This is a genomic window from Massilia sp. CFBP 13721 (genome assembly GCF_014842025.1).
In the GTDB taxonomy this organism is placed as follows: domain Bacteria; phylum Pseudomonadota; class Gammaproteobacteria; order Burkholderiales; family Burkholderiaceae_D; genus Telluria.
The window spans coordinates 99,176-111,543 of record NZ_JACYUY010000015.1; the positions used below are offsets into that span (position 1 = coordinate 99,176).

Sequence of the window (12,368 nt, forward strand, 5' to 3'; positions counted from 1 at the left end):
CGTGAGCACAGTTGCAAGCGCCGCCGTAAGCGCGGTTCCGAGCCTGCAGTTCGAGCAGGTCACCAAACTGTTCCCCGGCGTGACCGCCCTCGGCGGCGTCAGCTTCGCGGCGCATGCCGGCGCGGTGCACGGCCTGCTCGGCGAAAACGGCGCCGGCAAGTCGACGCTGCTCAAAATCCTGGGCGGCCAGTACCGCCCGGACGGCGGGCGCCTGCTGCTGAACGGCGTCGAGTGCAAGTTCCAGTCGGCCGGCGACGCCATCAAGGCCGGCATCGCCGTCATCCACCAGGAACTGCAGTACGTGGCCGAACTGACGGTGGCCGAGAACGTCCTGCTGGGACGCATGCCGACCCGCTTCGGCATCCTCGACCGGGCCGCGGCGCGCACGCTGGTGGCGGCGCAGCTGGCGGCCATCGGCGTCGACCTCGACCCGGACGCGCGCCTGGCCGACCTGTCGATCGCGCAGCGCCAGATGGTCGAGATCTGCAAGGCCATCATGCAGAACGCCCAGGTGATCGCCTTCGACGAGCCGACCAGCAGCCTGTCGCACCGCGAGACCGAGATCCTGTTCCGCCTGGTGCACCGCCTGCGCGCGGAAGGGCGCACGCTGATCTACATCTCGCACCGCCTCGACGAACTCTATGAATTGTGCGACGCCTGCACGATTTTCCGCGACGGCCGCAAGATCGTCACGCATCCGGTGATGGCCGAGGTCTCGCGCGAACGCCTGATCAGCGACATGGTCGGACGCGAGCTGACCGACATCTACGACTACCGTCCGCGCCCGCTCGGCGCCGAACGCCTGCGCGTGCGCGGCATGGCCGGCGCCAAGATCGAAGGCAGCCACGATTTCGTCGTGCGCGCCGGCGAAGTGCTGGGCTTTTTCGGCCTGGTCGGAGCAGGGCGCAGCGAGTTGCTGCGCCTGGTGTATGGCGCCGACCGCCGCAAGAGCGGCACGGTGGAACTCGACGGCAAAGTCGTCGATCCGTCCGGCCCGGCCGCGGCGATCCGCGCCGGCATCGTGCTGTGCCCGGAAGACCGCAAGGAGCAGGGCATCCTGGCCCACGCCTCGGTCGCCGAGAACATCAACATCAGCGTGCGCCGCCTGGGCCTCCTGGGCGGGCTGTTCCTGCGCCACCGCGAGGAAGCGCGCCGCGCCGACGAATTCATCGGCCGCCTGCGCATCAAGACTCCGAACCGGATGCAGGAAATCCGCCTGCTCTCGGGCGGCAACCAGCAAAAGGCGATCCTCGCGCGCTGGCTGGCCGAACCGGGCATGAAGGTGCTGATCCTCGACGAGCCGACGCGTGGCATCGACGTCGGCGCCAAGAACGAAATCTACCGCATCATCCACGAGGTGGCCGAACGCGGCTGCTGCGTGATCGTCATCTCGAGCGAACTGCCGGAAGTGCTGGGCATTTCCGACCGCGTGATCGTCATGCGCGAAGGCCGCATGAGCGGCGAACTGGCGCGCGCCGATGCCAACGAGCGCACCGTGCTGGGCCTGGCCCTGCCGGACGTCGCCACCCCTGAACCTGTCCTCCGGAGCATCCCATGAGCACCACCAGCACCACTTCCCCAACCAGCGTCGGCCTGCCGGCGCTGGTGCGCCAGCGCCAGCAACGCAAATGGCTGATGGACTACAGCATGCCGATCGCCTACGCGCTGCTGTTCGTCGTGCTGGCCGCCACCGTCGACAACTTCTTCTCGGTGCCGAACATCGTCGGCCTGATGCTGTCGGTGGCGCAGATCGGCATGGTCGCCTGCACCATGATGCTGTGCCTGGCCTCGCGCGATTTCGACCTGTCGATCGGTTCGACCATCGCCTTCGCCGGCGTGCTGGGCGCGATCATCCTCGAACGCACCGACAGCGTGATGCTGGCGATGGGCGGCGGCCTGGCCGCGGGCGCGCTGATCGGCGCCTTCAACGGCGTGCTGATCGCCTACCTGCGCGTGAACGCGCTGATCGCCACGCTGGCCACCATGCTGATGGTGCGCGGCATGGCCTTCATCGTCTCGCAGGGCCAGGCGGTCGGCATCGCCAACGAAACCTTCATGTCCCTCGGCGACACGCGCGTGTTCGGGATGCCGCTGCCAGTGCTGGTGGCGGCAGGCTGCTTCGTGGTGTTCGGCGTGCTGCTGAACCACACGGTCTTTGGTCGTAACACGCTGGCCATCGGCGGCAATCCGGAAGCGGCGCGCCTGGCGGGCGTGCGCGTCGAGCGCCTGCGCGTCTGGATCTTCCTGCTGCAGGGCGTGGTGGTGGCGCTGGCCGGCCTGATCATGGCGGCGCGCATCACCAGCGGCCAGCCGAACGCAGCGCAAGGCTTCGAGCTCGACGTGATCTCGGCCTGCGTGCTGGGCGGCGTCTCGCTCCAGGGCGGCAAGGCGCGCATCTTCGGTGTGCTGATCGGCGTGCTGATCATGGGTACCGTGGAAAACGTCATGAACCTGCTCGACGTCGACGCCTTCTACCAGTACCTGATGCGCGGCGTGATCCTGCTGGCGGCGGTGCTGTTCGACCAGTTGAAGACGCGCGGCGAGCGGCACTGATCGGCAATATCGGTAGGGGGGGCGCGCAATGCGTCCCGCCTTTCGTTTTTGTCGTTAGCCGTGGCGTAACGTAGGGTGGGCACCTGTGCCCACGCGTTACGTGCGTTTCACCGGTACGCGACTGTGACTGTTCGTTCGCGGTATCCAGTGGCTTTGAGCACCTCGCAAATGTCCGCTGGATTCCGTGCGAATGAATATCACCGCAGTCGATGAAAGGATGTGCCCGTAACGCGTGGACTCAGGAGTCCACCCTACGTTACGCTGCTGCCAGCAATAAAGGCAGGCATAGCGGTGCACCATCGATCTCGAATCAATCTAAACGGTTTCACTCCCTCCTTACGCGCCTTAAGAAGCGCTCACTTGGCATGCCCGGGCGCGGCCCGCTGCCCGAATCTGTCTCATCTTTATCATTTCAATGCGCGAAACGCTCAAGTTGCTGACCGTTTCCAAAAATCAGCACATGCACCAAGTAAATATCGGCCTTAGAACAATACAATCTAAATCGTTTGCAGCCGCAATGCATGCGCCCAAGCGCAGCCCTGCAGCAAAGCTCGACAACGCCGGCGGCCCCTGGTCAAGCCGGCGCATATAACGATAACGTGGAGGAGTGGAGATGACACCGTATTCGCATCAGGTATTCCCGATCAAACGATTGACCCAGGCAGTGGCGATGGCCTGGCTGGCTGCCGCCGCGGCGCCGTCGCTTGCACAGCAAGCCGAACCCGCTGCAGCGACCTCGGCCACCACCGAGACGCTGGCCGATGCGCCGCAGCAGGTGCTGGTGATCGGCGCGCGCGAGTCGCAGCGCAGCGCCATCGCCCGCAAGAAGCGCGCCGATACCGCGCAGGATTCGATCATTGCCGAAGACGTCGGCGCCTTCCCTGACCGTAACGTGGCCGATGCGATTTCGCGCGTCGCCGGCGTGGCGGTCGACCGCGGCGAATTCGGCGAAGGCATCAGCGTGTCGATCCGCGGCAATGGCCCGGAACTGACCCGCGTCGAGCTGGACGGCCAGGGCGTGCAGCAGGCCGGCGGCGCCGACATGCTGGGCGGTATTTCGGCGGGCGCGGATACGTCCGGCGGCCGCGCGGTCGAAATGCGCCAGCTGTCTTCTGACCTGATCAAGAGCGTCGACGTGATCAAGGGCTCGACCGCCGACATGACCGAGGGTTCGCTCGGCGGCGGCGTCAAGATCACCACCCGCAGCGGCCTCGACTTCAAGAAGGATTACCTGTCGGTGCGCGTGGCAGGCCAGCAGAATTCGATCAACAAGAAGGTCAACCCCAACCTGAACGTCATCGGCGTCAAGAAGTTGATGGATGGCCGCCTGGGCGTGCTGGTCAATCTCTCGAAGAGCAGCGTCAACCAGGAAGCGCACCGGATTGACCAGGGCGGCGCCAGCAGCCAGCTGGGCCACGTGCGCCTGATGGACTTCGACAATTCGCCGGAGAAGACGGTCGCCCTGCGTCCCGATACGCTGAACCTGAACGACATCCAGTCGACCACGCCGTTCTACACGGTCCCGTACAGCAATGCTGCATCGGGCAGCTGGGTCAGCATGACGCCGAAGGACGTGCTCGAAGGCTCGGCCGCGGCCAAGACCAAGGCCGAGTGCTACCAGAAATTCCCGATCTTGCCGGCTGCCACCGCCGCCCTGATCGGCACCGGCAGCAACAACCGCACGAATGCCCAGAACATCACGTTGCTGGCGCTGCAGAGCTGCCTGGGCCAGTGGAACGACTGGACGCCGAGCAATACCCGCTATTTCGTCAACCGCTGGAACGACGACCGCGTGAGCGGCGACCTGCGCCTGGACTTCAAGGTCAACGACAACCTGACGATCTACGCCAAGCACAGCCGCAGCAAGGGCGAAGTCATCAACTACAGCACCAACATGAACTACGGCAGCGTGAACGTGAACGGGGCGACCGCGCGCGGGCCGAACGGGTTCAACGGCGCGACCTCGATCGACACGACCGCGGTGCAGCCCAACGGCGCCGGCGGTATCCGCACCCTGAATCCCCCTTCCGGCTACTTCCTCTATCCGGGCGAGCTGACCTACCGGAGCGGCAGTACCAGCGGCAGCGTCATCACGACCCCTGGCCTGAACGGCGCCGTGTCCAACATCGACCCGGCCTCGGTCGTGGTCGATGCGAACCACCACCTGACCAGCTTCACGATTGCCGACGGCCTGTTCGGCGTCGACAACACCACGTCGACCATCGGCACCAAATCGAGCTATACCCAGGCGGGCGGCACCTTCAAGAAGGGCATCGTGCGCGCCGAGTTCCTGCTGGGCGACTCGAAGTCGGACTTCTACCGCTACGAAAAGCGCATGAGCCAGAGCGCCTATCTCGGCCCGACCAGCGCCAAGGTACTGCCGAACGGCATCTGGAACTACTCGCCGAACAACTCGGTGGACCTGACCAACCCGAACAACTGGTTGAGCCTGGCCCCATCGGCCGCGGTGACCGCCGCCGCCGCCAGCGCCACCGCGCCGGCGACGCCCGCCTACACCAGCGCCCAGCTGCCGCTGACGGGCAACTCGACGACGCTGTCGTTCCAGAACCCGCGCATCAACGAGTCGTACGAGAAGACCGCGAAGCTCGACGTCAACATCGCCACCGACGAGTACATCCCCTTCGTTCCGTCGATCAAGGTCGGCTATAGCCGCCGCAAGAGCGGCTACGACGCCTGGAACACCGGCGGCCCGACCGTGCAGGATGCGGTCGGCACCTTCGGCACCGCCGGCTACATTCCAGGCATTTATATCTCGACCAACAACCTGCGCTCGAACTTCATCGTCTGCCAGGACACGCCGGGTTCGCTCGCGCCGGGCGGCCGCCCGTGCCAGTACGGCTACAACCCGAGCACGAACCCGAGCACGGCGCGCCAGGGCACCTACGTCCTCACGCCGGAGCAATACCGCGACTTCTTCAAGCAGTCCTACACGAAGGAGATGACCAACCAGTTCTATGGCGGCGACAAGGATCGTCCGGAAGGCCTTATCCAGGGCTGGACCGAGTTCGACATCGACAAGGCCTACGCGGTGCTGGGCGTGCAGAACTACAACCTCGATTGCATCAAGACTTGCATCGGCAGCGACGGCAAGATGTACGACCAGCCGAAGAACTCGATCATGGAACAGGTCGATGCCGGCTACGTGATGACCAACTTCGAAGTCGACCGCTTCCCCTTCACCCAGCGCTCGCTGCCGTTCGGCATCGTTTTCGACGGTAACATCGGCGTGCGCGCCGTGAAGACCAAGGTGGTCGGCAGCGGCCAGTTGACCTTCCAGTCGATCGTCCCGACCGCCAATTACAACTACCAGGATCCGAATAACGCCGCGGGCATCACCACCCGCGTGTACCGCAAGGAAACGGCGATCAATGCGAAGACGACCGATTACCTGCCGTCGCTGAACTTCAATACCTGGGTGATTCCGGACAAGCTGGTCCTGCGCTACAACTGGGGCAAGACCATCGGCCGTCCGGCCGCCGGCCGCCTGATCCCGAACGGTACCTGCGTCTATGATGGCCGCAGGCTGGTCGAAACCGACGAAGAGGGCAGCGAGAGCGATGCACTGATGCGCTGTAACGACGTCATGGGCAACCCGGAAATCAAGCCGCTGACCAACTACAACCAGAACCTGTCGCTGGAATGGTATCCGAACAAGGACATCATGCTGTCGGGCGCGGTCTACCGGCAAAAGGGCGTCATCGGCGCCCCGAGCCTGATCGAAACCGTCGACAACATCTATCCGTTCGCCGGTTCCAGTGCCGTCGATCCGCAGACCGGCACGCCGCTGTCCGACCTGGCGTTCTCGCTGCGCCGCTGGACCAACCAGATCCCGTTCACCCGCACGGGCTTCGAAGTGTCGAGCAAGGTGGGCTTCACCGCCTTGCCGTGGTACCTGCGCTATACCGGCGTCGACCTGAACTACACCCGCAACAAGTCGACCCTGGAAGGCGGCGCGATGCGCGACCTGATCACGGGCGACACCCTGCCGGTGGCCGGCGAGCCGCACCACTCGTGGAATGCGTCGGTCTGGTATGACGACGGCGCCCTGTCGATGCGTGTCGGCCTGCAGATCAAGGCGAGCACCTTCTCGTGCACCTCCGGCTGCAACAGCAACTCGGTCAACAACTATCCGGCCGTTGGCCAGACCCTGGTGCGTTTCCCGACCTACCTGCCGGGCACCCCGGTGTTCCGCCTCGGCACGCGTTACCTCGACGCGAAGATCGCCTACAAGATCACCGACTGGGTCGAGATCTTCGCCGAGGGCCGCAACCTGGGCAAGATCCACACCGGCAACAACACCGGTGGCTACGCCAACTTCGCCGACGGTACGCCGAACGTCTACAACGACATCTTCTCCGGCGCCACCTTCATGGCGGGTCTGAATTTCAAGTTCGGCGGGCGGTAATCGGGCCAATCAGCGGATGGCCGCCGGGGCCGGCATGACCCCGGCGGCGCTCAAAACAGCTAAAACAGACGAGACAATCATGAAACCAACATTCTTCCGTTCTTCCCGTTCCATCGCGGTCAGCGCGATCGCCGCGGCCGCGCTGGCCGCCTGCGGCGGTGGCGGCGGCGACGACTCGCCGGCCCAGGCCCCGATCGCCACCGCGGCTACCGGCACCGTCGCCGTCGCGGCCATGACCGGCGCGCCATCCTGCGCATTCGACCAGGTCAATGTCAGCATCGCCCGGATCCGCTTCCACAAGGACTTCCAGGCGACGGCCGCCTCGAGCGGCTGGTCGGAAGTGGCCTTCGCGGTGGGGGCCAAGAAGCTCAACCTGCTCAATGCGGCGGGCGTGCTGAGCGGCGCCACCACGAGCCTCGGCGATGTCACGCTGCCGGCCGGCATCTACACCCAGATGCGCCTTGTGATCGAGACCCCCGTCGCCGCCACGCCGAGCCCGAACACCGTCAGGGTGAAAGGCCAGTCCACGATCGCCGGCCCCGGGGCGCCCGGTTCACTGGAAACTCCAGCCAGCCTGGCAAGCGAAGGCGTCAAGATGCCGATCGACCTGACGATCGAAGAAGGCAAACAGGCGAGCGTCGTGTTCGATTTCGACGCCTGCAATTCGATCCAGCCGCGCGGCGACAAATACCTGCTCCGGCCGGTGGCGCGCGTCGTCCCGGCCGCGCTGAACGGCGTCAGCGGCTATATCGACAAGGCGGCGCTGGCCAGCGACGTGGTCATCACCGCCCAGCAGGGCGGCATCAGCGCCATCACCACCGTGCCGAATCCGACCACCGGCGAATTCCTGCTGCCGCGCCTCCCGGCCGGCAACTACGACGTCGTCATCACCGGCAAGGGCCGCGCCACCTCCGTCATCGGCCAGGTGCCGGTGGCGGCGAACACCACGGTCGCCGTCTCCACGGTGGCCGCGCCGATCGTTCTGCCGACCAGCACCACCAGCACCATCTCGGGCCAGATCGGCTATGCGGCCGGCAAGGCGGCGCCGGAGAGCGGCACCTGGGTGGCGGCGTCGCAGTCGATCGCCGCGAATGCCAGCACCGGTATTCCCGCAAGCACCTTTGCCCACCGCTTCCAGCCGGTCGACCAGGCAACGGGCAATTACACGCTGACCGACTTGCCGCGCGCCTCGCTGCGTTACGCGTTGTACAAGCCGGCGCTGCCGCTGACGCTGGCCAACATCACGACCGTGCCGGCGGCCGGCCGCTACAAGGTCGAAGCGGTGGCAACCGGCTACAGCCGTGTCACTACCTTCGGCACCAACTCGAGCGGCGTACCGACCGCCACTGCGACGGCCGATGTGAATGCCAGCACCGGCAACGTCGCCAACGTCAATATCATTTTCTATTGATCGTAGCGGCTGGAACCGGGTGCGCCATGCGGCGACCCGGTCTTGAAATTTCAACCCCGGTGGGCTTCGCAGCTCGTCCGGGGTTTTTTGCCCTGTGAGCCATTCCGATGACGCCCAAGCTATTGCCCGCACTGCTGCTGAGCTGCTTTGCCGTACAGCCGCTGTTTGCGCAAACCGTCGCACAAACCCAGCCGCCCGAACCGCCGCGCAACCGTCCCGACGCGCCGGCACCGGCCGCTGTCCCGGCTGCCAATCCCGCGCCCGCAGGGACGAACAAAGGCGCCAGCACCAGCACCGGCACAGGCACCGTTACGCCCGAACCCGAGCCGCAGGCGGGCGCCGAGGAGGATATCGCGACTGTCCAGGTCGTCGCGGCGCGCCCGACCAACAAGGTCGACCGCGACGTCTACGAGCTGAAGAACGACATCAGCGTGAGCAACGCGTCGGCGGCCGATATCCTCAACAACGTACCCTCGGTCTCGGTCGACCAGGACGGCACGGTGGCGCTGCGCGGCAACCCGAACGTCCAGATCATGGTCAACGGCAAGCGCGACGCCCAGTTCCAGGGCCAGAACCGCGGCGACGCCCTCAATTCCTTCGCGGCCGAGAACATCGAGTCGATCGAAGTCATCAACGTACCCGGCGCCGAATTCGGCAACGAGGGCGGCAGCGGCCCGATCATCAACCTGGTCCTCAAGCGCAACCGCAAGCCGGGTTCGCGCGCCACCCTGGCGGTCAACAAGGGCACCGAAGAGCGCTACAACGCCAACCTGAACGGCGAATACGCCGCCGGCCCGTACTCGCTCAGCGGCAGCGTCGGCGTGCGCCGGGACGAGCGCACCGGCTATCGCGAATCCCGGCGCGAAGACCTCGATCCAGCCACCGGAGAAGTCATTGGCGGTACCGATTCCAGCAGCGACAGCCACGCGCCCTCGGAATCCGTCAGGCTCGCCTCGACGCTGACCTACAACGTCGGCGCGAGTGACCAGGCCGGCGCCACGTTCAGCTATTCGAAGATGCAGAACGACAGCGAGAATATCGGCGTTACCAGGCGTTACGGCCGCGCCATGGCGCCCACCGCCGATTTCACCTCCACGTCCCGCAGCACGTCGCCGGCGCAAAATCTCGGCCTCGGCGCTTCCTACGTCCACAAGAGCGGCGAGCCCGGCGAAGAACTCAAGTTCGACCTGCGCTATACCAGCCAGAAGAACGATTCGGACGCCAGCGTGCTCTACGATTTCCGCCTGCGTCCCGAGCGCTACGCCGCCGACAGCCTGCGCTCGACCGACCGCGACAACCGCATCCTCGACCTGTCGATGGACTACGAAAACCGGCTGTGGGAAACCTGGCAGCTGAAATCCGGCGCCAAGGCGGCCGTCAGCAAGAACACCAACGCCACCAACTACCTCGCCGTCGATCCGGTCAGCGGCGCCTACGAACCGGTGCCCAGCCGCATCAGCGACTTCGAGACCGACGAGCGTACCGCCGCCCTGTACGCCAGCCTGAGCACGAAGTTCTTTTCCGACCTGCGCGTGCAGGCCGGACTGCGCGGCGAATACACCGAACTCGACGTGCGCCAGCCGCTGCTGCAACAGGAAAATACCTACCGCTACACCAACTGGCTGCCCAGCCTGTATGTGTCGCAGGGCTTGAGCGACACCGGCCAGCTGCAGCTGCGCGTCAGCCGCCGCGTGGCGCGTCCGAACGAGCGCGACCTGAACCCGAACCTGGTCTACCTGAGCGATTTCTATGCGCGCCAGGGCAATCCCGACCTGGAACCGGTCAACAACGATTCGGCCGAACTGGCCTGGCGCGACCGCTTCTTCGATGTCGATACCAGCGTCACCCTGTACAAGCGGCGCGAGTCGCCCGTGCTCGGCAACCGCAGCTATCCGCTGGCCACCGACCCGAACGTGATCGTGACTTCGCCAGTCAACTTCGGCGCCAACGATGCGGTCGGCGTCGAGTTGAACCTCAACGCGCGCAAGCTGTTCATCCAGGGCTTGTCGGCCAACCTGGGCGCCACGGTCGGCAACGAGACGCGCATGCGCCTGTTCAATTCACGCACGGCCGGGATGCCGGTCGAGCAAAAGAACCGGCGCGAGAACGCGCGCCTGCGCCTCGCGTACCAGTTCGACAAGGAGTCGTTGCAGCTGAGCGTCAACCGCAATGGCCGCAGCCTGAACGGGCAGGGCGTCAACAGCGCGACCACGATGACCAACTTCACCTGGATGCATCGCTTCTCGCCGCAGCTGTCGCTCAACCTGAACGTGAACAACCTGTTCGGGGCGGGCAATACCGAAACCTTTGTCGAGAACGAGATCCTGCGCCTGCATACCTTGTCGCAGACCCAGCCGCGGGTGTTTTCGCTGGGGCTGCGCTATCAGTGGGGCGGGGTGACGGGGGATGAGCGGATCAGGAATGGCGGACGCGGCGTGCTGCGCGGGCCGGGGGCACGGGGCGGGAATGGCGGTGGCGGGAATGGTGGTGGCCGCGGCTTTTCGGGATGAGGCCCGAAACGACTATCAGGCAGGCAGGCCCACTTTGTTTCGAAAACACTGCACAGACGCGTAAGGTGGGCGGCTCCATCCTTTCGTTTGCCGACCAGTCGCATTTGCGCCGCCCACGCGTTCAGCCAGCAGCTGATTCGTCGCGAAATGTGGGCATCTGAGTAGATCGCGTAAGGGAATTCAGACGGAAGATCGGCATACGCCCCGGTCTAGCCGTCCCCCTTTCGGGTCTGAGCATTCTTTCCTGGATAATTCGGGTAGGCTGAATGGAGTGAGGTCCCTACCAAATGCACCGTGCGCGCTCAATTCGATCAGTAATTTTTTTCCTTTCAGGATTTTCTCCATTCGGTCTTCTTTGCCCTACATAATTCATCACGATCATGACTTTCTTAGAACGAATGATTGCCATGGGATTTAGCCGGTAGTGGATCAAGGGATTGTAGAAATGCGACCCGCATCAGCGCGATACTGCATCAATGTGTGGTGTACCTTGGTGGCCATGATTTTCCAATCGCTCAGCCGGCCGCGCCGGTAAGCCAGAGTTAGCCAGGCTTTTATATTCGTATCGAGTCTCGACTCTTGTGTGCAAGGCGCTGCATCATGCTTCACGTTGCTGCAAATAATAAGTGTGTCGACACGACCGTGACTGTCGCGGTAGACAAGGATGTCATTATCGACGTGAAGCAATGCTGCCTTGCTCAACGATGGCGCGATCCATGAGGGGCGATACACACTCAAGCCATATTGTGGCCGCGGGTCAAGTTTATAGTCTACAGACGCATCGGCCAGCGTGAATTCCAAGTGGCGATCGAGCGCGCCACCGTCACCGAAATGACTGCCTGTGCTGATGCCGATACGTATCCAGGGTGTCGTATAAATCGACGCCGTTCGATACTCGTTCCAAAGTTCAGGTGTCGACAATTCAGCCATATCCGGATAACGCAGCTTGAAGCCAAACGACACAAGCTTCGACGCCAGTGTGCGGACCGGTGCTGGTCCTTTCCGCACTTCCCAGGTCGGCTCGCCTTCATATTCAGCCCATTCGGCAAAATACCATGGCATTTTCATCGGAATGTCGCCCATGTCGCCAACGATCGGGGCCCTGATGTTGCGTGCGATTGCAGCACCGTGGCGCGCGGCGTAGGCGATGCACCCCGCGGCGGCTATTGCTGACAGGATCGTCGCCACGGCGAGGCCGCGCAGCAGGGATTGATCGGATCGGGCTTGTGGATGTGGCGGTGGCGACATACAGGCGGGCGGCATAGGTGAGGGTTTATATCGAACCAATCATAAGTCGTTTCATCGTACAGGACCGTCGACTGTTTTACGCCGGGATCAATAAAAAACTGCTCCGTACCCGAAATGAATAATCCGCAGAATCAATCGTCCAGCTGATCGACAAGCATAATTTAAATGACGTAGGGAAATTAAAGGCGTAATATCAAGCGGCTAATTTTTTGTGAGGTTG

At 64.0% G+C, this 12,368-nt stretch carries 6 protein-coding genes; 5 read left to right on the forward strand and 1 reads right to left on the reverse strand.

The features are described 5' to 3' along the window. The first annotated feature begins 1 nt into the window (after position 1). The 5 genes from araG to IFT60_RS15535 all read left to right on the forward strand — a co-directional run bounded on the left by araG (position 2) and on the right by IFT60_RS15535 (position 10,900). Positions 2 to 1,558 (forward strand): L-arabinose ABC transporter ATP-binding protein AraG, encoded by a 1,557-nt coding sequence (araG, locus tag IFT60_RS15515; RefSeq protein ID WP_192053063.1) that lies wholly within the window; start codon positions 2 to 4, stop codon positions 1,556 to 1,558. Continuing rightward, complete coding sequence (araH, locus tag IFT60_RS15520; protein ID WP_192053065.1) at positions 1,555 to 2,553, forward strand: L-arabinose ABC transporter permease AraH; 999 nt, start codon at positions 1,555 to 1,557, stop codon at positions 2,551 to 2,553. Before araG ends, araH begins: the two co-directional genes overlap by 4 nt. Before the next feature lie 613 nt (positions 2,554 to 3,166). After that, complete coding sequence (locus IFT60_RS15525; protein ID WP_192053067.1) at positions 3,167 to 6,979, forward strand: TonB-dependent receptor; 3,813 nt, start codon at positions 3,167 to 3,169, stop codon at positions 6,977 to 6,979. A gap of 79 nt (positions 6,980 to 7,058) precedes the next feature. Continuing rightward, positions 7,059 to 8,390 (forward strand): DUF4382 domain-containing protein, encoded by a 1,332-nt coding sequence (locus tag IFT60_RS15530; RefSeq protein ID WP_192053069.1) that lies wholly within the window; start codon positions 7,059 to 7,061, stop codon positions 8,388 to 8,390. A 107-nt stretch (positions 8,391 to 8,497) separates the two neighbouring features. Then, complete coding sequence (locus tag IFT60_RS15535; protein WP_192053071.1) at positions 8,498 to 10,900, forward strand: outer membrane beta-barrel family protein; 2,403 nt, start codon at positions 8,498 to 8,500, stop codon at positions 10,898 to 10,900. Positions 10,901 to 11,329: 429 nt separating this feature from the next. On the opposite strand, the gene IFT60_RS15540 is transcribed toward IFT60_RS15535, so the two are convergent. Beyond that, a complete protein-coding gene (locus IFT60_RS15540; RefSeq protein WP_192053073.1) occupies positions 11,330 to 12,088 on the reverse strand; it encodes a hypothetical protein in 759 nt (252 codons plus the stop codon). Positions 12,089 to 12,368: the final 280 nt, after the last annotated feature.

Coding starts and splice junctions, on each gene's coding strand:
- IFT60_RS15535 (WP_192053071.1), top strand. CDS start 8,498: ATGACGCCCAAGCTATTGCCCGCACTGCTGCTGAGCTGCTTTGCCGTA.
- IFT60_RS15525 (WP_192053067.1), top strand. CDS start 3,167: ATGACACCGTATTCGCATCAGGTATTCCCGATCAAACGATTGACCCAG.
- araH (WP_192053065.1), top strand. CDS start 1,555: ATGAGCACCACCAGCACCACTTCCCCAACCAGCGTCGGCCTGCCGGCG.
- IFT60_RS15530 (WP_192053069.1), top strand. CDS start 7,059: ATGAAACCAACATTCTTCCGTTCTTCCCGTTCCATCGCGGTCAGCGCG.